15 protein-coding genes, 1 tRNA gene and 4 pseudogenes are annotated in these 21205 nt (G+C 68.8%); 10 read left to right on the forward strand and 10 right to left on the reverse strand.

What is annotated here, in order from left to right; all coding sequences use genetic code 11:
- Entirely contained in the window at window positions 1–1050 is a 1050-nt protein-coding gene (locus IF11_RS0131765) for a LacI family DNA-binding transcriptional regulator (protein ID WP_051746393.1), read from the reverse strand.
- A gap of 210 nt (window positions 1051–1260) precedes the next feature.
- Between IF11_RS0131765 and IF11_RS0131770 the strand changes: the two genes are divergently transcribed.
- From IF11_RS0131770 to IF11_RS0131790, 5 genes are all read left to right on the forward strand, one after another.
- Window positions 1261–2160, forward strand: a complete 900-nt coding sequence (locus IF11_RS0131770; RefSeq protein WP_420894582.1) for an ABC transporter permease — start codon at window positions 1261–1263, stop codon at window positions 2158–2160.
- A gap of 52 nt (window positions 2161–2212) precedes the next feature.
- Window positions 2213–3232, forward strand: coding sequence for an ABC transporter substrate-binding protein (locus IF11_RS0131775; protein ID WP_030355249.1), 1020 nt, complete (start codon window positions 2213–2215; stop codon window positions 3230–3232).
- Window positions 3229–4083, forward strand: coding sequence for an ABC transporter ATP-binding protein (locus tag IF11_RS0131780; RefSeq protein ID WP_030355250.1), 855 nt, complete (start codon window positions 3229–3231; stop codon window positions 4081–4083). The genes IF11_RS0131775 and IF11_RS0131780 overlap by 4 nt, the downstream gene beginning before the upstream one ends.
- A gap of 70 nt (window positions 4084–4153) precedes the next feature.
- Window positions 4154–4738, forward strand: a complete 585-nt coding sequence (locus IF11_RS0131785) for a helix-turn-helix domain-containing protein (RefSeq protein WP_030355251.1) — start codon at window positions 4154–4156, stop codon at window positions 4736–4738.
- Window positions 4735–5262: a GNAT family N-acetyltransferase gene (locus IF11_RS0131790; RefSeq protein ID WP_030355252.1), complete on the forward strand. Its 528-nt coding sequence runs from the start codon at window positions 4735–4737 to the stop codon at window positions 5260–5262. The genes IF11_RS0131785 and IF11_RS0131790 overlap by 4 nt, the downstream gene beginning before the upstream one ends.
- Window positions 5263–5329: 67 nt before the next feature.
- Here IF11_RS0131790 and IF11_RS0131795 read toward each other — a convergent pair whose 3' ends face one another.
- The 3 genes from IF11_RS0131795 to IF11_RS0131805 all read right to left on the reverse strand — a co-directional run bounded on the left by IF11_RS0131795 (window position 5330) and on the right by IF11_RS0131805 (window position 10907).
- Entirely contained in the window at window positions 5330–6202 is an 873-nt protein-coding gene (locus IF11_RS0131795; RefSeq protein ID WP_030355253.1) for a sugar phosphate isomerase/epimerase family protein, read from the reverse strand.
- Between the two features lie 19 nt (window positions 6203–6221).
- Window positions 6222–9749 (reverse strand): ThuA domain-containing protein, encoded by a 3528-nt coding sequence (locus IF11_RS0131800; RefSeq protein ID WP_051746395.1) that lies wholly within the window; start codon window positions 9747–9749, stop codon window positions 6222–6224.
- A 300-nt stretch (window positions 9750–10049) separates the two neighbouring features.
- Window positions 10050–10907, reverse strand: coding sequence for an aldo/keto reductase (locus IF11_RS0131805; protein WP_030355255.1), 858 nt, complete (start codon window positions 10905–10907; stop codon window positions 10050–10052).
- A 179-nt stretch (window positions 10908–11086) separates the two neighbouring features.
- On the opposite strand from IF11_RS0131805, the gene IF11_RS0131810 reads away from it, so the two are divergent.
- Complete coding sequence (locus IF11_RS0131810) at window positions 11087–11998, forward strand: LysR family transcriptional regulator (protein WP_030355256.1); 912 nt, start codon at window positions 11087–11089, stop codon at window positions 11996–11998.
- Between the two features lie 20 nt (window positions 11999–12018).
- Here the strand turns inward: IF11_RS0131810 and IF11_RS0131815 are convergent, their stop codons facing one another.
- The 3 genes from IF11_RS0131815 to IF11_RS0131825 all read right to left on the reverse strand — a co-directional run bounded on the left by IF11_RS0131815 (window position 12019) and on the right by IF11_RS0131825 (window position 14349).
- Window positions 12019–12531 (reverse strand): mycothiol transferase, encoded by a 513-nt coding sequence (locus tag IF11_RS0131815; RefSeq protein WP_030355257.1) that lies wholly within the window; start codon window positions 12529–12531, stop codon window positions 12019–12021.
- Window positions 12532–12679: 148 nt separating this feature from the next.
- Window positions 12680–13582, reverse strand: coding sequence for a transketolase family protein (locus tag IF11_RS0131820; protein WP_030355258.1), 903 nt, complete (start codon window positions 13580–13582; stop codon window positions 12680–12682).
- 65 nt (window positions 13583–13647) lie between these two features.
- Window positions 13648–14349: a thiamine pyrophosphate-dependent enzyme gene (locus IF11_RS0131825; protein WP_030355259.1), complete on the reverse strand. Its 702-nt coding sequence runs from the start codon at window positions 14347–14349 to the stop codon at window positions 13648–13650.
- Between the two features lie 138 nt (window positions 14350–14487).
- Here IF11_RS0131825 and IF11_RS0131830 point away from each other — a divergent pair.
- Window positions 14488–14561, forward strand: a tRNA-Pro gene (locus tag IF11_RS0131830).
- Between the two features lie 1134 nt (window positions 14562–15695).
- On the opposite strand, the pseudogene IF11_RS39585 reads toward IF11_RS0131830, so the two are convergent.
- Window positions 15696–16699: pseudogene (locus IF11_RS39585) on the reverse strand (IS5 family transposase).
- Window positions 16700–16829: 130 nt separating this feature from the next.
- On the opposite strand from IF11_RS39585, the pseudogene IF11_RS0131850 reads away from it, so the two are divergent.
- Window positions 16830–17204, forward strand: a pseudogene (locus IF11_RS0131850) (transposase); the annotation flags it as partial.
- Here IF11_RS0131850 and IF11_RS0131855 read toward each other — a convergent pair.
- Window positions 17087–18881, reverse strand: a pseudogene (locus IF11_RS0131855) (ISAzo13 family transposase). The pseudogenes IF11_RS0131850 and IF11_RS0131855 overlap by 118 nt on opposite strands.
- A 56-nt stretch (window positions 18882–18937) precedes the next feature.
- On the opposite strand from IF11_RS0131855, the pseudogene IF11_RS0131860 reads away from it, so the two are divergent.
- Window positions 18938–19750 (forward strand): annotated as a pseudogene (locus IF11_RS0131860) (IS701 family transposase); the annotation flags it as partial.
- Window positions 19751–19912: 162 nt separating this feature from the next.
- Here IF11_RS0131860 and IF11_RS41090 read toward each other — a convergent pair.
- Window positions 19913–20062 (reverse strand): hypothetical protein, encoded by a 150-nt coding sequence (locus tag IF11_RS41090; protein ID WP_157848466.1) that lies wholly within the window; start codon window positions 20060–20062, stop codon window positions 19913–19915.
- Between the two features lie 395 nt (window positions 20063–20457).
- On the opposite strand from IF11_RS41090, the gene IF11_RS42820 reads away from it, so the two are divergent.
- Complete coding sequence (locus IF11_RS42820) at window positions 20458–20586, forward strand: hypothetical protein (protein WP_276311288.1); 129 nt, start codon at window positions 20458–20460, stop codon at window positions 20584–20586.
- Window positions 20587–21205 lie beyond the last annotated feature (619 nt).

Here is a 21205-nt window from a genome sequence, read left to right on the forward strand (position 1 = left end):
TCAGCACGAGTCCCAGAGAGGGGTGGTGGCGGGAGACGGCCGTCCGGTGCTGGCGCGCAGTACGACCTCGCCGCCGACCCGCAGCACCCGCGAGCGCGCACCGCGCGGCTCACGCAGCGCGAGTGAGATCACGCTCTCTCCCATGGCGGTCAGCGGCAGGGCGACGGTCGTGAGCGGGGGAGTCAGCTCCCGTACGAGCGGGATGTCGTCGAAGCCGGCCAGCGACAGGTCCTCCGGGACCCGTACGCCCGCCTCACGGAAGGCGGCGAGCGCGCCCACCGCCATCACGTCCGTCACCGCGAAGACGCAGGTGGGGCGGGGGCGAGCGGGCCCGTCGAGCAGGTCGCGGGCCGCCGCGTAGCCGCCGTCGCGGGTGAACGCGCCGTGTACGACGGACCCGGGCCGGAGAGTGACCCCGGCCTCGCCGAGCCCTTCCCGGAACCCGGCCAGCCGGTCGGAGACCGTGGTGAGTTCGCGCGGCCCGCTGAGCACCCCGAACTCCCGGTGTCCCAAGGCCAGTAGGGCGCGGGCGAGCGCCGCGGCCCCGGCGCGGTTCTCGGGAAGTACGGCGTCGGCGCGCAGATTTCGGTGCCGGCTCACCACGGCGACGCGCCCGCCCGCGCGGATGTACGGCGTCACCTCGGCGGCCAACTTCCGTTCCCAGGACGGGTCCTGGAAGCCCGAGCCGATCAGCAGAATGGCCCGGGCGCGCTGGGCCCGGAGCATCGAGACATAGGCGATCTCCCTGGCCGGCTCCCGGAACGTACTGGCGAGCATGACCAGGACGTCCTGTTCGGCCGCCGCCCGCATCACCCCGCCCGCGATCGCGGCGAAGTACGGGTCGCCCACATCGTGGCAGATGAGCCCCACCGTATTGCTGGAGGCGCTGGCCAGTGCCTGGGCATGGGCGTTGGGGATATAGCCGAGCAGATCGGCCGCCGCGCGCACCCGCTGGCGCAGCTCCTCACGGACTCTCGTCGTGCCGTTCAGCGCTCTGGAGGCCGTCGCCAGGGAGACACCCGCGCGGCGGGCGACGGCGTCCAGCGTCACATGGGCCTGTGCTTCCCGTTCACTCAACTCGACCCCCGGGTCGCGGTGGCGGCGGAGCCCGTGGCGGACCCCGAAACTTCGGGACGACCTATTGACCGTACGGACGGGCAGTCATTAGCGTGGCGATCACCTTATCAGAAAGCGCTTTCTGAAAGCGCTTGTAGGCGAACAGCGCACTTATAACTGCCCGGTTTTCCCGAGGAGTTCACAGTGAGCCAGAGCGTCGCACCGGCATCAGCGCCGCCGCCGGAACCCGCACCCGCGCCCGCACGGGACAGGGAAGTGTCCGGGGTCGCCGAACGGAACGGTCCCGGGGCGGGGGAGCGGCTGGCCCGTGCCGTCGAGGCCGGCTGGCGGCCCGTCGCCCTGCTGGCCGGATGTTTCGCCGTCTGGTGGATCATCGCGGCGGCCGAACTGGTGGAGCCGTATCTCGTCCCCTCGCCCGGCGCGACCCTCGATGTCCTCACGGGCAAGGCCGACTACCTGTGGCAGCACACGTGGGTCACGACCTATGAGACGCTGCTCGGCTTTGTGATCGCGGTGGTGGTCGGGGTGCTCGCGGCGGTCGTCATGGTCTACTCCTCGACCGTCGAGAAGACGCTCTACCCCATCCTGCTCTTCGCCCAGGTCGTGCCCAAGATAGCCATCGCACCGCTGTTCGTGGTCTGGCTCGGCTTCGGCATCACACCGAAGATCCTGATCGCCGTCCTCATCGCCTTCTTCCCGGTGGTGATCTCCATGGTCACCGGCTTGAAGGCGGTCGATCCGGAAATGCTCCAACTCTCCGCCACCATGGGCGCGAAGCCCTGGCAGACCTTCGCCAAGATCCGCTTCCCGGCCTCGCTGCCTCATCTCTTCTCCGGGCTGAAGGTCGCCGTGACCCTCGCGGTGACCGGCGCGGTCGTCGGTGAGTTCGTCGGCGCCAATGAGGGGCTCGGCTATGTGATCCTCCAGGCGAACGGCAACCTCGACACCCCGATGCTCTTCGCGGGACTGCTCGTCATGTCACTGATCGGCGTCGTCCTCTTCGTCCTGGTCGAGATCGCCGAGAAGCTGCTGCTGCCCTGGCACGCCAGCCGCCGGGACACCAACGTCACCACCTCGTACTGACCGACTCGATACAACTCGACTCGACTCGATCCCGTTCAGGGAAGGGCCAGCCATGCATGCGCGCAGACTCCTGATCGGCCTCGTACCGCTGCTCCTGGTCGCCACGGCCTGTGGCGAGGACGGCTCGGGGACCACCACCAGCGACTCCGGCAAGAAGCTCGACAAGGTGACGCTGACCCTCAACTGGTATCCGTACGGCGAACACGCGCCGTTCTACTACGGCAAGCAGCAGAAGATCTTCGAGAAGCACGGCATCGATCTGACGATCCGGGCGGGCCAGGGCTCGCAGAAGACCGTGCAGGCGACCGCCGCGGGCCAGACCGACTTCGGCTGGGCGGACACACCCGCCGTGCTCAGTGGGGTGGACCAGGGCGTCAACGTGAAGAGCCTCGGGGTCTTCCTCCAGACCACGCCCTCCTCGGTGCAGTTCTTCGCGAGCGAGAACGTCTCCACCCCCGCCGACCTCAAGGGAAAGACCATCGCGGGCACGGCCGGTGACGCGCTCACCAAGACGTTCCCGATCTTCCTCAAGAAGAACGATCTCAAGGAGTCGGACGTCCGGATCCAGAACACCGACCCGGCGGGCAAGATCGCCGCGGTGATCTCCGGCAAGACGGACGCGCTGCTCGGCTACGCCAGTGACCAGGGTCCGACCATGCAGGACAAGGCCAAGAAGGACGTGTCGTATCTGCGCTTCTCGGAGCACGGACTCAACTTCTACTCCAACGGACTGATCGCGGGGCAGAAGGTCCTCTCCGGCAGGAGCGAGCTGGCCGGCCGCATGGTGCGGGCCGTCAGTGAGGCATGGGCGGCGGCGGAGAAGGCGCCGGAGGCGGCCGTCGCGGAGATGGACGGCGCCTCGGAGCAACTGCCGCCCACGAACGTCCTGTTGGAGCAGTTCAAGACGACCGTCACACTGCTGCACACCGACGCGACGCGCGGCAAGGCCCCGGGCGTCAACACCGAGGGCGACTGGCAGCAGACCATCGACGTCTTCGCCGAAGCCGGTCTGGTGAAGAGCCCGAAGGCCGTCGCGGAGTACTGGGACAGCGGCACGGCGCTGAAGGGATGACGATGGCCAGGGATACGACGCTCCGGAAGCCGGCCGCCAAGAAGGGCGGCGCCCCCACGGAAGGGCAGAAGGAAGGGCGAGCGGCGGCGGTCGGTCTTGAGGACGTGGCTGTCCGCTTCCGTACGAAGAAGCGCGATGTCACGGCCCTCCACGAAGTCTCGCTCGATGTCGCGATGGGGGAGTTCGTCGCCATCGTCGGCCCCTCGGGGTGCGGCAAGTCGACCCTCCTCAAGCTGGTCGCGGGCCTCCTCAAGGCGTCCTCGGGCGCCGTACGGCTCCAGGGCGAACGGGTCGAAGGACCGCGGCACGACATCGGATACGTCTTCCAGCGGGCGGCTCTGCTGGAGTGGCGTACCGCCCGGCGCAATATCCTCCTCCAGGCGGAGATGCGCCGGATGCCCGCCGAACCGGCGCGCCGGCGCGTGGACGAGCTGATCGAGATGACCGGTCTCGGCGGATTCGAGGACGCGTATCCGCATGAGCTGTCCGGCGGGATGCAGCAACGGGTCGCGCTGTGCCGGGCGTTGCTGCACGAGCCGCCCGTGCTGCTGATGGACGAGCCGTTCGGCGCGCTCGACGCTCTCACCCGCGAGCAGATGAACATGGAGCTGAACCGCATCTGGCGGGAGACGGGGACGACCGTGCTGCTGGTCACCCACTCGATCTCGGAGGCGGTCTATCTGGCCGACCGCGTGGTGGTGATGAGCCCGCGCCCCGGCACGATCACCGAGATCATCGACGTGGGACTGGAGGCCGAGCGGGACTATACGGAGACGCTCGGCCGGCCCGAGTTCCAGCAGGCGACCGGGCATATCCGGGGGCTGCTGGGGGCGGCCTCGGCACAGGACTGACCGGGCCGGCCGATCCCCGGGCCGTGGCAGTGCGTTTCGTGTGTCTCAGATATGGGATAGCGTTCCATATGTGAGAGAGAACAACCCTGGCCCCGGGCCCGATCCCGTCGACGAACTGCTCGCCGCTCGCCTCGCGGAACTGCGGGGCGAGCGCGGCTGGTCCCTGGAGGAGCTGGCAGGACGCAGCGGAGTGAGCCGCTCGACGCTGTCACGCGCCGAGCGGGGCGAGATCAGCCCCACGGCCTCGCTGCTCGGCCGGCTGTGCGCGGTGTACGGACGGACCATGTCGCAGCTGCTCAGCGAGGTGGAGGCGGAACCGGCACAACTGGTCAGAGCGGCCGACCAGACCGAATGGAAGGACACCGCCTCCGGCTTCCTCCGCCGCTCGGTCTCCCCGCCCCAGCCCGGGCTGCGCGCGGAAGTGGTCGAGGGCACGTTGCTCGCGGGCGCGGACATCGCGTACGAGCGGCCTCCGGTGCCGGGTCTGGAGCAGCACATCTGGGTGCTCGAAGGCTCGGTCGAGTTCACGATGGGGCGCGAGCGGCACACACTGGACGCGGGCGACTGCCTGCGGATGCGCTTGTGGGGGCCCACGCGATTCCACTGCCCGGGGCCCGCGCCCGTACGGTACGCGATCGTGGTGGTCCACTCATGAACCCCGACGTGGTGCCGCTCTCCGCCGACGAACTGCTGTGCGCTGTAGGGGATTTGGCGGAGCTGCTGATCGACACCGTCGCCGGGGGCGCCTCGATCGGCTTTCTCGACCCCCTCGACCCGGCGACCGCGACGGCCTGGTGGCGGGCGCGGATCCCGGCCGTCCGGGCGGGACGGCTCTCCGTACGGGTCTCCAGGGACGACGGCGGGCGTATCACGGGCACGGTAGGCGTGGCCTTCGCGGACAAGCCCAACGCCCGCCATCGTGCCGAGATCGTGAAACTGATGGTCCACCGCGACGCCCGGGGCAAGGGCCTCGGCCGGACGCTGCTCAGCGCGGGGGAGCGGGCGGCGGCCGAGTCCGGTGTGACACTGCTGCTGCTCGACACCGAGACCGGCAGCCCCGCCGACACGCTGTACCGCTCGGCGGGCTGGACCGCGATCGGAGTGGTTCCCGGGCACGCGGCGGACCCGGGAGGAACGCTCCGCCCGACCACCTTCTTCTACAAGGAGCTGAAGAAATAAGGGGGTTCAAGCGGCTCCCGGCCGCCGATGACAGCGGCCGGGAGCCCCTACGGATGAACGCCCGCGCTCAGTACCGCAGCGCCGACAGATAGCGGTAGCTGTTCAACGCGCTCGCGAACGGATCGGCCGGTGCGTCGTGCTCCACCAGCCACTGCCGTACGCCCCCGCTGCGCGCCGTGTCGAACATCGCCGGGAAGTCCAGGACACCCGAACCGACGTCCTCGAAGCCGCCGTTCGGGGCCATGTCCTTCACATGCAGCGCGGGGAACCGCCTGCGGTCCGTCACGAACAGCCGGCGCGGGTCGTCCCCGCCCTTCGCCGCCCAGTACACATCCAGCTCGAAGCCCACCAGCTCCGGGTCGGTCTCCTTGAGCAGGATGCCGTACAGGCTCTCGCCGTCGACCACCTCGTGGTCACCGTCGTGATTGTGGAAGAGCACCTTGAGCCCGGACTCCCTGGCGATCCGGCCCGCCGTGTTGAACTGCCGTGCCGCTTCCCGGTATCCGGCCGGTGAGTGCATTCCCGCAGGCAGGCTCGGCACGACCACCCACGAGCCGCCCAGCGTACGGACGTCCTCGATCGCCTGCGGCAGACCACTGCCGGTGACCGTGGTGTAGGCGACATGTTCCAGGACCGCCTTGAGCCGGGTGGCGTCCAGCATCCGCCGGATCTCGGCGGCGCTGTGCCCGTGCCGGCCGCTGACACCGACCGTCGCGTAACCGATCTCCGCCAGGCGCTCCAGCGTCCCCCGGAAATCCGTCGCGAGCGGGGTGCGCATCGTATAGAGGTGCATACCGATCCCGGACGGCGGGATGCGCCGCCGCCGGCGACCGGTGTCGGTGTGGTGGGCGACCGCTGCCGCGGGAGAGCTCACGCCCAGCGCCGCCAGACCGACTGCCGCGCCCGCCGTGCCCAGGAACGCTCTTCGGGTGCCGTTCATCGTCACTCTCTGTCTCCTCTCAGCGTACGTGGATCGGGACCGCGCCGGTCGTCGTGTCGCCCTTGTCGTCGGTGACGGTCAGATGCGCCGTGTACGCGCCCGGCCGTGCGTAGGTGTGCGCCGCGCTCGGCCCTTCCGTACCGGTGGCCTTGGTGTTGTCGCCGAAGTCCCAGTGGTACGAGACGATGGTGCGTCCGGCCACCGGCTTCACGGTGCTGGTGAGCTGCACGGCCAGCGGCGCGTTTCCGTCGGCGGGCGTCGCCTTGACCGACACCTTCGTGGCCGGTTTCTTCTCCACCCCGGGACCGTTGAAGTGCAGCCAGTCGACCGCGAACAGATCCGGCTTCTCCGCCGACCAGTCGGGGTTGGTGAAGACCGCGTACAGCTTCACGGGGCCCGAGCCCGAACCGCTGGGGCTCATCAGCGTGACCGTGGGGGAGATCAGATTCCCGAAGCCGCCGGTGTTGGGGATGGTCGCCTTGCCCAGCAGCGGTCCGGTCGGTGAGCCACTACGGAACTCGATGTCCCCGCCGAGACCGCCGGAGGCGGCGCCCACCGTCACCGATGTGATGCCCTTGAGATGCACCGGATCGAAGGAGATCCAGTCGCCGTCCTCGATCTCGGTCACCCGCTTGCCGCCCGAGGCGTCGGCGCGGTCGGCGATCACAGTGCCGTCGTGCGCGCCGCCGGTCGCGGTACGGTGCTCCGCCTCCCGGAAGGTCGTACGCAGCGTCAGCGATGTCGAGCCCGTCAGCGCGGGTACGCCTTCGGCGCCCTTGTCCTCGTACTGTGCGGTGATGCCGTAGTACAGGTTCTGCCCGGGGCCGTGACTGTCCCCGGCATCGGTGACGATCTCCCCTGTACAGCCGGTGTAGTTGTCCAGCGGATGCAGATGGCTGTCATGGCCGAGCTGGGACTGCACGACCACCCGCGAGCAGTCGATGCGACCGCCCGGTCCGGTCTTCCCGTCCTCCCGGTCCGTCACCTTCACGGTGAACGGGATGGTGTCGCCGAAGCTGAACATCCCGCCGTTCGGGGGCTGTTGGATGGTGACGACCGGTCTGGTGTTGCCGACGGTGATCTCCTGGACGGAGAGCGCGGTGAGCCCGTCGGGCCCGGTGACGGTCAGCCGGGCCGTGAACCGGCCCTCGTCCCGGTAGACATGGGACGGGTTCGGCTCGGTGGAGTCGGTGGTCCCGTCGCCGTCGAAGTCCCACGCGTAGGTCACCGGCTTGCCGCCGGGCAGCCCCGATCCCTCGCTGGAGAATGTCACCGTCAGCGGCGCCGGGCCGCTCTCCGGGGTCGCCGTGGCCTTGGCGTCGGGCAGCCGGCCGTCCGCTACATAGTCGATACGGTAGATGCCCGAGCCCTCGTTGCTGCCGCCCCGGCCCGTTCCGCTGCCGAGCCCGAAGTCGATGACGTACAGCGCTCCGTCGGGCCCGAAGTCGGCGTCGAAGGGCTGGTTCCACTTCAGATCGCCGAAGACGCCGTTGATGGAGTGGAGATCGCCCGCCTTCACCGGATCGAACCGCGGATCCGTGAAGGTCTGGTCCTCCCGCTGGAACGAGAATGCCTTGAACCAGGTCCTGGTCAGCTCATACGTGAGCCATTTGCCCTCGAAGTACTCGGGGAACTTCGACGGATAGGTGTTCGCAGGGTCGTAGTCGTAGACGGGACCGCTCATCGGCCCGCCGCCGCCCGTGCCGAGTTCGGGGAATTCGGCCGAGGCGGAGTACGCGTACCAGATCGTCGCCGGCTTGGCGGCGGGAAGATCCCGCAGACCGGTGTTGTTCGGCGAGTCATTTACCAGCTTGGCGCAGTCGAATTTCTCCCCCGAGGTCCCGGTCGCGAAATCGTAGTCATTGAACGGGGTGTTGTTGCCGGTGCAGTACGGCCAGCCGTAATTCCCCGCCTCGGTGATCCTGTTGTACTCGACCGTCCCTTCCGGTCCCCGGTCGGCCACGGCCTTTCGCGCGTCCGGCCCGTAGTCGCCCATGAGTACGGCGCCGCTCAGCGGATCGGTGGTGATACGGAACGGATTGCGCATGCCCATCGCGTAGACCTCGGGACGGGTCTTCTCCGTACCGGGCGCGAAGAGATTCCCCGCCGGGATGGAATAGGTGCCGTCGTCCTTCGGGGTGATCCGCAGAATCTTGCCGCGCAGATCGTTCGTATTCCCGGCGGTCATCTGGGCGTCCCAGGCGCGACGCCCCTCGCGTTCGTCGATCGGGGTGAAGCCGTCGGAAGCGAAGGGATCGGTGTTGTCGCCGGTCGCGACATACAGATCGCCGTTCTTGTCGAAGGCGATCGAACCGGCCATATGGGAATTGGCCCGGCCCTCACCGCGCAGCGTCGGGACGGTCAGCAGCCGCTTCTCGGAGGCCGGATCGACGGTGTTTCCGGTGACCGTGAAGCGTGAGAGATTGAGCCGTTTCTCGGTCTTGTCGGAGTGCAGCAGATAAAGCCAGTTGTTCGCCGCGAAATCCGGGTCGAGCGCGAGCCCGAGCAGCCCGTCGGACTGGCTCGTCATCTCCGGGGTGTACGCGAAGTCCAGCGCGGTCGAGACCTTGAGCGTCGTCTGGTCGATCACCTTGAGCTTGCCGGTGCGCTGGATGAAGAAGACCCTGCGGTCCGGGGCGACGGCCAGTTCGAAGGGGTCGGCGAGATCGCTGGTGGCCAGCGCGGTGCGCTGGAAGGCGCCCGTCTTGGTGGCGGTGCAGTCGCCGGGCTTGTTGCCCGCGGCCCACTGGATCCCGCCCAGCAGATGCTTACGGAACGCGTCCTCCTGGAAGGTGGACGAGTCATGCCCGCCGGCGGTGAACCAGGAGCGTCCGCCGTCGTAGTTCTGGCACCACGACCACGGGTGGTCGACGCCCTCGTCCAGCCCGTCGACGCCGTCGTTCACCTTGATCTGGGCGAGCGTGTGCACCTTGCCGGTGGGGTTGGTGCGCCAGTTGTACCACTCCTCCGTGTGCTCCCAGAGCTGGGGAAGGCCCTGGGTGGAGGGGTGGGTCTGGTCGAGTACCTTCACCCGGCCGGTCTGGATGGCCGGGTGCTTGTCGAAGATCGCCCCGACCAGTCCCTCGTACCAGCCCCAGTCGCGCTCACTGGCGGACGCGGAGTGCAGACCGACCCAGCCGCCGCCCGCTCGTACGAAGCCCTGGAGGGCGGAGCGCTGGTCGGCGTCGAGCAGATCGCCGCTCTCCGGGGTGGAGTTGGTGTTGTTGAAGACGATCGCCTGGAAGCGGGCGAGATTGTCCGCGGTGAAGGCCGCGGCGTCGTCGGTGGCCTCCACCTCGAACCCGTTCTCGCTGCCGAGTTGCTCAACCGTCCTGATTCCGGCGGGGATCGAGTCATGCACGGAGTTGGTGGTCTTGGAGAAGACCAGAACGCGGAACGGAGCCGCGTCGGCGCGGGGCGGCGCGGCCATCCCGAGACCGAGGATGAGTGCCAGTAAGGCGATGAGGACGAGGAAGGGGGAGGAGGAGGACGGGGACAGAGCCCTGACGGACGACGTTCTCGTGGGCGTTCTCACAGGTGTTCTCATGGGCGCTCCCGGTGCTGGTGAGCCGAGCTGCGGGTTAGAAAGCGCTTTCTGGAGTACGTCGCACAGCGTAGGTTCAGCTGTTACAGGGGGTCAATGGGTCGGAAGGGCTCTCTGTGATAAAGGAGTTGGCGCCGGGGCGCATGAACCGGCGCCGGGGAACGGGCGAACTGGCTCCGGTGGGCGGGTGAACGGGCTCCGGGTGGGGCCGATTCGGTCCGTCCGGACATACGGCTGACCCGCCCCGGGGCATCGTGCCGGGGCGGGTCGGTGGTGCGTATTGCTCCGTGTGTGCGGCTGCCGTCAGGCCGCGTCCAGCTCCGCCACCTCGGCGAGGGTCAGTACGAGGTCGGCCGCGGCGACCGAGTCGATGATGGTCTCCGGACGACTGGAGCCCGGGATCGGCAGCACGGTCGGCGACTTGGCCAGCATCCACGCCAGGCACACCCGCTGCGGGCTCACGCCATGAGCCTCCGCGATCCGGGCGAACGGCGCGTACGAGGAGCCGAGTTCACCCGCGTGCTTGATACCGCCGAACGGACTCCACGGCAGGAACGCGATACCCAGCTCCGCGCAGAGTTCGAGCTCCGGCTCGCTGGAGCGGAAGGCCGGCGAGAACTGGTTCTGCACCGAGGCCAGCCGGCCGCCGAGGATCTCATTGGCCGACCGGATCTGCTCCGGGTCGGCGTTGGAGATACCGGCCCGCAGGATCTTGCCCTCGTCGAGCAGATCACGCAGCGCGCCGATGGACTCCTCGTAGGGAACCTCCGGGTCGGGACGGTGGAACTGGTAGAGCCCGATCGCCTCCACACCGAGCCGCCCGAGCGACGCCTCACAGGCGCGCCTGAGATGCTCGGGGGAGCCGTCCAGCGCCCAGGAGCCGTCGCCGGGACGCACATGGCCGCCCTTGGTGGCCACCAGCACCTCGGAACCCCGGCTGTGCGAGGCCAGCGCCTTGGCGATCAGGGCCTCGTTGTGGCCGGCGTCGTTGGCGTCGCGGTGGTAGGCGTCCGCCGTGTCGATCAGTGTCACCCCGGCGTCCAGCGCCGCGTGGATGGTGGCGATGGACCGGGCCTCGTCGGGCCGTCCCTCGATCGACATCGGCATACCGCCCAGACCGATCTCGCTGACCTCGACGGTTCCGATGCGGCGAGTCTTCATGGTGTGGCGCACCCTTCCTGCTGCGATGCCCGCCGGATCCGGCGGACGCCCTCCAGCTTCGCCGCCGGCCCGTGAGACGTCCAATAGAAGAAAACGAACGCATTGAGCGACGGGGCTTCTCAATCAGGACCTCCCGCCGGGTCGGCTCGATGAGACTCGTGCGTCTAGGCTCGTACGTCGTGGAACTCCGACATCTCGAATACTTCGTCGCCGTCGCGGAAGAGCGCCACTTCACCAGGGCCGCCCAGCGGCTGATGGTCTCGCAGTCGGGACTCTCGGCCTCCGTCCGCGCCCTCGAACGCGAGCTGGGCGCCCGGCTCTTCGTACGCTCCACCCGCAGGGTCGAGCTGACCGGCGCCGGCCACGCGCTGCTCGTGGAGGCATCGCGCGCGCTGGCGAGCGTACGGGCGGGCCGGGAGGCGGTCGCGGCGGTCCAGGGGCTGCTGCGCGGCACCCTGTCCGTCGGCACCGAGCAGTGTGTCACGGGCGTGCATGTCCCGGGCCTGCTCGCGCGGTTCCGGTCGGAGCACCCCGAGGTCGAGGTGCGGCTGCGGCAGGCCGGCTCCGCCTCGCTCGTGGAGGATGTCGCGGACGGACGGCTCGACCTGGCCTTCGTCGCCGTGTCCGGGGCCGTGCCCGAGGGGGTACGACTGGTGCCGCTGGCCAGCGAGCCGATGGTGCTGCTCTGCCACCCCGGTCATCCGCTGGCCGGGTCGGAGAAGGCCGAGTGGGCCGAGCTGGGCGGCGAGGTCTTCGTCGACTTCCACGAGGACTGGGGCGCCCGCGGCCTCACCGACCGGGCCTTCGCCGCCGCCCGCATCGAGCGGCGGGTCGCCCTGGAGGTCAATGATGTGCACAGTCTGATCGAGCTGGTCGGGCACCGTCTCGGCATCGCGGTGGTGCCCCGCCCGATCGCCCGCAAGGAGCAGGCCGCGGCGCTGACGACCGTACCGCTGGCCGGTGCGGAGGACCATCTCTGGGAGGTCTCTGCGGCCGTTCCCGAGGACCAGCGCACGGGCCCGGCCGCCCGGGAGCTGCTGTCGTACCTGACGCGCGCCGGGGCGCGGAGTTCCGTACCGGACCTCTCCTGAAGGGTGGTCGTCGGCAGGACTCAGGGCCGCTCCAGCCACCCCCGGACGAACGCGGCCTGCCCGACATGCTGGAGATCGTCGGCGATGACGCTGACCAGCCGTACGCCGAGAGTGACGGACGGGGTCCACGCGTCGTCGACGACCCGGCCGAGGTCCGCGTCCTTGAGCGTGCCGAGGTACTTCACCGTCCGCTCGTGAACGGCGTCGTGGTACTCGACGAGCAGCTCGCCGGAGATTCCGCCGAGCGAGGCCACGTCCTTGGGGGAGTGGCCGTACCCGGTGGAGCGGCGCGAGAACGGCAGTTCGAACCTCTCCGACCACTCCTGAGCGATCCACACCTCTTCCGTACCGGCCACGTCGGCGATGTGATCGTCCTGGATCCGGGTGAGATGCCAGATAAGCCAGGCGATCGAATTCGCCCCGTCGTCCAGCCGTACGGCCAGCTCATCGGGGGAGAGACCGTCCACCGCCTCATGGACGGCCTCGCGGATACGGCCGAAGGCGTCGATGAGCAGATCACCGCTTGCGGTCATGGCAGGCTCCACTTCTGTACGTCTTCCGCGGGACCTTCGACGCCGACCGTTTCCGAATCGAGGGTCCGATCCCATCCAAGGTTGCCTCGTGTCGCCCGGCGATGCGCTCCGAGGAACCGATCCACACAGGGATGGCCCCGGCAACGCCTCACGTACGCGTGAGGAACCCCGAGATCCGCTCCCGCAGCGACCGCGCGTCGAGGCCCTGCCCCGCCAGGTGCTCTTCCAGCTGTCCGTACCGGCGCAGCTCGCGGCGGGCCACCCCGAGCCCCAGCACCCGGTGCGGGGTCTCGGCCAGCGCGTCGTTGGCCGCGGCCGTGGAGGTGCCGGCGAGATACGGCTCGACGAGCACGACATCCGCCGTGCCACCGCCCGCGACGGCACGGCGCAGCGCCGCCCCGTCGAAGGGCCGCACGGTCGTCGCGTACAGCACCGTCGTATCCAGCCCCTCCGTCGCCGCCAGCACGTTGTCCAGCATCGGCCCGACGGCGACCACGACCCCGGCGCGCCCCTCGCGTACGGTGCTGAACCCGGCGCCGGTCACCGGCCGTGCCCGCTCGTTGCTCTGCATCGACAGCCGTACGTAATCCCGTCCGTCCCCGGCGGCGGCGCGCCGCAGCAGCGCCTCGGCCTCGTCGGGATGCCCGGGTACGTGCACCGCCCAGCCGTCGAGCGTGTCCATCAGCGCGACATCACCGGGCGCCATATGGGTGAAACCGCCCGCGGGCCAGTCGTACGAGGCCCCCGCGCTGACCAGTACGCCGCCCACGCCCTGATGCCCGAAGTCCAGCTTGACCTGCTCGAAGGGCCGCTCGACCAGGAAGCTGGCGAAGGTGTGCACGATCGGCCGCAGCCCGGTGAGGGCGAGGCCGCCGCCCACGCCGACCAGCAACTGTTCACGGATCCCGACATTGATCACGCGGTCCGGATGACGCCGCTCCGCCGCGTCGAAGCCGTCCCGGCTGATCTCGGCGAGGACGACCGCGAGCCGCGGGTCGTCGTCCAGCAGCTGGGAGGTGGTGGAGATGAAGCGGTCGCGCATGGTGTCCATGGGAAGTACCCCTCTTGATGGGTGCGGTCGGCGGGTGCTTTTGGCGGTCGAACGTGACGCGGCGGTCAGGACTTGGGCTCGACACGCGCCACGACCGCCCGGGGCCGGCCCGCGTGCGGCGCGGTGAAGGCCGCGTACAGCGCCTCGTGGTCCCTGCCGTCGACGGTCTCGGCCGACCAGCCGGCCGCCTCGAACCGCGACGCGATGCCGCCCGGCCAGCCGTAGGTCGCGGACGCGTTGTCGATCACCAGCGTGTGGAGCTGATCGAGCCCCGCCGGACCCGCGTAGGCGAGCGCCTCGTGATTGCTGCCCTCGTCCAGCTCGGCATCCCCGATCAGCACCCACACCCGCGGGTCGGTGAGCCCCTGCGCCCGGAGCCCCAGCACACTGCCCACGGCGAGCGGCAGTCCGTGCCCGAGCGAACCGCTGCCGATCTCCACCCCTGGAATCAGCGTCCGGTCGGGGTGGTGCCCGAGCGGCGAGTCGTACGAGCCGAAGCCGGGCAGCGTCTCCTCGGCGAGGAACCCCTTGGCGGCGAGGACCGCGTAGTACGCCATCGGCCCGTGCCCCTTCGAGAGCAGGAACCGGTCCCGTCCCGGCGCGTCGACGGTCCCGGGCGACACGCGCAGGACCCGGTCGTACAGCACCCACAGGGCATCCAGCGTGGAGGTCGCCGCCGGTCCGTGCTTCTCGTCACCCGTCATCAGGGCCAGCAGCCGGTCCAGATCCTCGTAACCCGCTACGGAAGTCATCTCTGTCGTCGTCATGGGACCCACGGTGCAACTTCAACCACGCTTGAGGTCAAGCGCCCGATCCGCCCGGAAAGCGATTCGTGACCACCGCTCCGAGTGCGGTATTGTTCTCATGCGCGTTCGGGCCAGGGAAACCCCAGGTCAGACGGGCATCGGGACGTGGCGCAGCTTGGTAGCGCACTTGACTGGGGGTCAAGGGGTCGCAGGTTCAAATCCTGTCGTCCCGACAGTGATGTCGGATATTTTCGCAGCTCAGGGGCCATCTTTGGATGGCCCCTGACGGGTTTTCCGGGAGCGCTTTGGGAGCGAGTGGGAGCCGGGCCGCTCCCACTCGCTCCCAAGCCGCCGGAAGCTGGGAGCGACGTCAATCTACGGTTGATCGTGGGTTGCCCGATGGTGTCGCTCCCGGTGAAGATCTCTGCCGTTCGGCACCGCTGTGCTGGTCAAGTGCTCGGCTTTTCGACCCCTTGTCCGGGTTTTCGTCAAGGGGTCGTGCTCCCGCTCGACCCCTTGACTGTTTCCGGCGACCCCTTGACCACGAGTGCTCCCTGTCTCGGTGCACACTCCCTCCAGATCTTGAACGCGCCGAGTGGCGTAGGGGCAGGTGGCGGGCGGCCCTGGCGGGGGAGAGGGGCGTCGTATGGGTTGACTTGGCCAGTGGGAGGCCGCTGTTGGTGGCAGTAGGGCGCTCCTCGCGGCCATCCCGGACACGGATTTCGGGCCTGCTCGTCGACGGCGTCGCGGCGGGGGCCAAGCATCGGCCGTGCCCTTGCTGATAACCTCGCGTGATCGTCCGGCGGCTATCGTCTCCGGACTCGCCAGACATGTTGATGCCGTTGGCTACGACCCGGACTGGGGTCGGCCCACCGTGTACCCGGACACGATGGCCTGGATGACGAATGTCCGCCTGGAACAGGTCCGGGCTATCGAGGCCGCCAGCACCCTGCCGCTCTCTGCTTCCGCAGTGCCCGCGCCGGACATGCCGTAGGCAGTCCTGGCCGAGCTCAAGGGTCTGGCGAGGACCAGGGGACGGCATCGGCGGTCGGTACCTTCACAACATGTTCGTCACGTTCGCGGCCGTGGGCGGCGGCGCGGACCATGGGACTGGGAATGGCGGGCAATGCCTTGTACCTGGCGAGAGGCCGTACGGACTCCAGGGAGCGCCGTGCTCTAGGACCTGATGGCCGTCCGGGCCTGGTATGTCCCGGTCGCCCGAGACCAATCGAGCGCCCGCCCCCGACACCCAGAACACCTCTCACGTCCCCCGCCGTCAGGGCGGATGAGGTTTTCGGCAAGGGCAGGGTTCCTCCCCGGGAGGCGGCGCAAGCGCCGCCGCCGCTAGGGCGGGTATTGAGTCGTGATCAACCCGCGGTTCGCGTGAGGTCCTTGCTCCAGATCATGGAGGCGCGGAGGTGGAGGCCGGCGAGGTAGCTGGCGGGGGTTTTGTCGTAGCGGGTGCCGATGCCTCGCCAGGCTTTCAGCTTGTTGATCAGCCGCTCGACGGTGTTCCTCTCCTTGTAGAGGGCGGCGGCGTGGCTGGTGGGTCGGCCGCCCCTGCTGCCCTTCTTCTTCCGGTTGGCGGCCTGGTCCTTCTTCTCCGGGATGACCGCCTTGATCTGGCGTTTGCGCAGGTAGGCGCGTTTGGCCCGGGACGAGTACGCCTTGTCGCCGGCGACCGCGCCCGGCCGGGTGCGAGGACGCCCGACTGGGCCGCGGACCCGGACCTTCTTGAGCACGGGGATGAACCGCGGGCTGTCGGCGGCCTGTCCGGCGGTCAGGATGAGCGCGAGCGGGCGGCACTTGCGGTCGGCGGCGAGGTGGACCTTGCTGGTCTGCCCGCCGCGCGATCGCCCGAGCAGGGCGGCCTTCAGCCGGATTCTGTGCCGGCGCCGGATGCGGCGTCGCTCTTCCCGGGCGGGGTCGCTGTCACCGTTGTGCCCGTCTTGTCCCTCCGGGCCGCCCCCTTTGACCGGGCTTTTTCCTCCTCGGCCGCAGCCTTCTCCAGGGCGGCGAGAACCTCGGGTGCCAGGTGCATCCCGGCGGCGTCGTGGTGGGCGCGGGCAGTGGTGGAGTCCACGCTGACCAGTGACAAGTCCACCTCGCCCCGCTCCGCCGCCTCCGCGATCAGACCCTCCAGCAGGGCCTCGAAGACGCCCGCATCACGCCACTGGCGGAAGCGGTTGTGGACGGTCGACCAGGCGCCGAACTCCGCCGGCATCTCCCGCCACTGCCCGCCCGTCCTGAACCGCCAGATCACACCCGCGAACTGCAGCCGCAGCCGCTCGGGATACGGGCCGTACTCGCCGACCGGCAGGTACGGACCGATGAACTCCCACTCGGCATCACTCAGTTGCACTCGCGTCACTCGAGACGGTCTACCGGTCCAGGCTCCACCGCAAGGGCAAATCCCGCAGATTGATCACGACCCGATACGCGGCCTAGTACTGCAACGGTGCTTGCCGTGACTGCTGGCCAGCTCGTTCGTTGGTGTGGTTATGGGTGGGGACCTTGCTGAAGTCAGGTTGTGGGCCGGAGAGCTGGACGTACTGCATGAGCGGTTCGTGCACCGGTTCAACAGAGAGGAGCCGCGTCAGTCGGCGCTGGCTTATATGCGGGGGCTGGTTGCGCCGCTGGAGCGGAAGAACGGCTGGACGCTCGCGGAGGAGGCCGGTCACGCGGGCCCCGATCGCATCCACAGGCTGCTGAACCGGATCGAGTGGGATGCCGACGAGGTCCTGGACGACGTGCGCGACTACGTGGTGGAACACCTCGGAGACCGGGACGCCGTCCTGATCGTCGATGACACCGGGTTTCTGAAGAAGGGCATCCGTTTGGCCGGCGTGCAAAGGCAGTACTCCGGAACCGCCGGGGCCCGTATTTCATTAACTGTCAGCGACGGGTTCCGCGGGGGTTGTTCGGGCCTGTAGCTGTTCCAATGTGCGGGCGGGCGATCCGGGTATGGGCGTGACGAGGATCCGGTGCAGGTCCAGGAGCCGTTTTGCGTCTTGGTACTGGATGGACAGGTTGGTGCGGTTGACACCCAGTAGTTGGGCCAGGAACGTCATGGTCACCGCTCTGCGCCGGCGCAGGATGGCTGCCAGGAGCCGGTGGGTGTGGTCCACGCTGCTGGTCTGTGGGTGGCGGTAGCTGCGCGGGCGGTGGAAGCGTCGCTGGAATGCTGCCTCGGCCAAGGCGTCCCAGAAAGGCTCCGAGACCGCCACCAGATGCTCGAAGGCGGTTCGTGACATGCCGGTCAGGGCCGGGTCGGTGAGCATCGCGGTCAGGGCCGGGTCGGTCCGGTGTGTCGTTGCCGGCGCGTCTGGCGCTCGCGGTGGAACGGGAGACAGTGTGTAGTTCCAGTCACCGTGGAAGGCGTTGGGTGTGATCGGAAGGGCGTGGAACTCGGCGGGTGTGACGCTGATGCCGAGGTCGTAGCTGCCTGTGTCCAGTTCGGCCCCGATGGTCAGGCCGGTCCTGGTGGTTGTGGCGGCGATGGTCTCGAGGACGACCTGGTAGCTGGTCAGCGGCCGCCCCCGCCAGTTCGCGGTGATGTGACAGAACATCCGGTGCTCTGTCTTGTTCCACTTCGACGTCCCCGGCGGTAGGTGACAGACCGTGATCTCCAGGCCGCTCTCACGTGCGAAGGTGGCAAGGTTGCTTTTCCAGGTCCAGCGGCGGGGGTCGTTGGAGCCGCCGGAGTCCGCGGTGATCAGGAGCTGGGTGGCATTCGGGTGGTCCGCCCGTCCGCGGTGCTGCCACCAGCGTCGGATGGACTCCACCGCGAACTGCGCGGTGTCGTGGTCGGTGCCGACGTTGACCCATCCGCTGTTGTTGGCAATGTCGTAGATCCCGTAGGGGATCGCCATCGGCTGGTCGTTGGTGGTGAACGTGTGGCAGTCCACCTTGATCGCGTTCTTCCCCGGCCGCCAGGTGCGACCGGGCCGGTCCCGGTTGCCGAGCCATTCCTTGGCCTTGGTGTCGACGCTGATCACCGGCTGGGCATCGTCGAGGAACGCGGCGGCGGCATTCAGGTGGGTGAACTGGGCATCGCGGTCCGGATGGCTGATGCCCTCTGTTGTCTTCGCGGTTCCCTGCAGGCTGTAGCCCAGGGTGTGCAGCAGGTGTCCGACGGTCGAAGCGCTGACCGGGTGGCCCTGTGCGGTGAGGGTCATGGCCAGTGCCCGTAACGACAGCGTGGTCCACCGCAACGGGGAGACGGGGTCGCCTCGGGTGTGCGGCTCGATCAGCGACTCCAGCGCGGGCAGCAGACCAGGGTCGGTGTCAGTCAGCCGCTTGCGGCCCGCACCTGGAGCCCGGACCCGCAGGGTCGGCGAGGAGCAGCCGGCCAACTCGGCCATACCTCGCGCGATGGTTGCAGTGCTGGTGCCGGAGGCGGCGGCGACCCGGACGATCCCGCCGCGGCCGAGGGCCGTCGCCTCACTGGCCAGGTACAACCGACGGCGGCGCTCATCGAAGTGCGGCAGGATCTGATCGAACTTGGCCCGCAGAACACGAGCAGCAACGCGGCCTGACAGACACGGGGTCATATCTCAGACTCCCACCAACACCCCTCTGTCGAGCACTTATTGAAATACGGGCCCCCGGCCGCACCGAGAACAGCCAGATCGGTGTGTTCCTCGCCTACGCCACTGGCCGTGGACGCACGCTGATCGACCGCCGTCTGTATCTGCCCACCTCCTGGACGGATGACCGGGAGCGCTGCCGCCGGGCCGGCATCGACGACAGCGTCGCCTTCGAGACGAAGGTGGCCATGGCCAAGGCGATGGTCCGCCGGGCCATCACCGACAAGGTCCCGTTCAGCTGGGTAACGGCGGACGCCGCTTACGGCTACAGCAAGGGCTGGCGGTTCGAGCTGGAGCAGGCGGACGTCTTCCACGTCATGGCCACCACCCGGCACGACACCGTCGTCACGCGCTGGTCCATCGATCATCCCGTCCACGACCTGTTTCCCGGCCTGCCGCGGCAGAAATGGAAGCGCCGTTCCTGCGGTGAAGGAGCCCATGGCCGGCGGATCTTCGACTGGGCACGCGTCGAAGTGAGGCCCTGGCACCGCGAGGACCGCCGGCACTGGGTCCTCGCCCGCCGCAGCGTCAGCAGGCCCGAGGAGATCTCCTACTACATCGCCTACTGTCCCGCCGACACGACGCTGGACGAGCTGATCCACATCGCGGGCAGCCGATGGGCAGTCGAGGAATGCTTCCAGACCGCCAAGCAGGAATGCGGCCTGAACGACTACCAGGTCCGCCGCTACCCCGGCTGGCACCGCCACATGACCTTGGCCATGGCCGCCCACGCCTGCCTGACCGTCCTGCGGGCCCGACAGCTGGACACGGACAAAGCAGAAACGGATCCTCCCAGCTCATCCACCTCAGCCTCGCCGAAATCCGACGCCTGATCCACCGCCTCACCGACCGCCGGCCAGCACCGATCGAGCACATTCTCCAATGGTCAACGTGGCGTCGACGACGCCAATATCAGGCCCGCCTGAGTCACTACAAACGACGCGGACACAGCCCCTGAAAACTGCCCAGCACTCAGAACAAGCACCGTTGCAGTACTAGGGGACCTGTTCGTAGGTGACGGTGGCGGCCGAGCAGGCTTCGGCCAGGCGTGCGAGCGCGTCGCGCTCGGCAGCGTCGGCGGTCAGCCTCCAGCGGAGTTTGCCCGCCACCCAGTCGACCGTGTACTTGCACCGGTCGGCCGGCACCGGCAGCCAGTCGGCCGGGTCCTTGTCCGACTTGAAACGGCTGGAAGCGCGCGGGTTCGCTGATTCCTGAACGTGATGGCGTTCGAACTCGCGTGAGGTGCGGTGGTCGGCGAGGAAGCCTCGCGCGGGTTCGTGCCCTGGTCGTCGCCTGTCACCCGGAAATGGACATCAACTCACGAACCGCCCCCTGAGGTGGAGTTGCGCCGCGCGGCCCGGGCGCATGGCCTCCCCCATGCCAGGCACTCGTGGAGGAGCAGTGCAGAACAGCCAAGGTCCAGGACACGACGAGGGTCCCCGCCCTGAATGCCGAGGAGGAGACGGCAGGCGCGCGCTCCCCCGCACCCAGCATGCGAGCCATCATCTGAGGCCATCGGGAAGCTGACGTCCCCGCGCCAGTGGCCTCGGCGCGGACCGTCGTGGACACGTCGTCGTCGGTCATCGACAGCGGCGTGTTCGACTTCGCGGCCGACTCGACGAGCTTGTGGGCGTGGCGCGTCTCCGAGCACAGCGACCGGAACGCGTAGTTGTACAGGTCGTCCGCCATCTGCTGCCACAACCGACTCTGGAAGCCGGCCGCGACTGTCTCGGCTACACGGTCCGCGTCGTGCGAGGCAGAACCGCCTTCCGGGCGAACGCCTCCGAGCGCTCCAGCCCGGAGCGCGCCCAGTACCCGCCCACGCCACCCGGCAGGCCGGCCCTGTTCCAACGTCCTGCCCCAGCGCATGCCGACCGCGGATAGCTGCTTCGCTCGCGCTCCGGTATGAGAGCCGAGGCGCGGGAGCGTTGGTAGCCGATCCAGGCTCCGAGACGGATCTCCCGTTGCTCCTGGTCCTCGCCGTCCCGGCCGGCCGACGATGATGGTCCCGACGTGCTTCCTGGGCACCTGTAGGTGTCCTTCGCGTTCGTAGTACTGGGTGGCGGCGAGGTTGAGCACCCATTTGTCGGCCTGACTGGTCCGCGGCTTGGGCTTTTCATCCTCGGCCGCGGCCTTTGCTCTCCGGAGTCTGGATCGGCGTTACGGGCGCCCGCTTCGGCGACTCACTACGCGGTGGCGTAGATCGGGTCGGAAACCTGGGCGTCACAGCCGTTCCCGACGGAGTGGCCGCAGATTTCCCGTGCGTAAAAGGCGAATGAAAGCTACTC

Origin of the sequence: Streptomyces scopuliridis RB72, assembly GCF_000718095.1 — a bacterium.
GTDB classification, from domain to species: domain Bacteria; phylum Actinomycetota; class Actinomycetes; order Streptomycetales; family Streptomycetaceae; genus Streptomyces; species Streptomyces scopuliridis.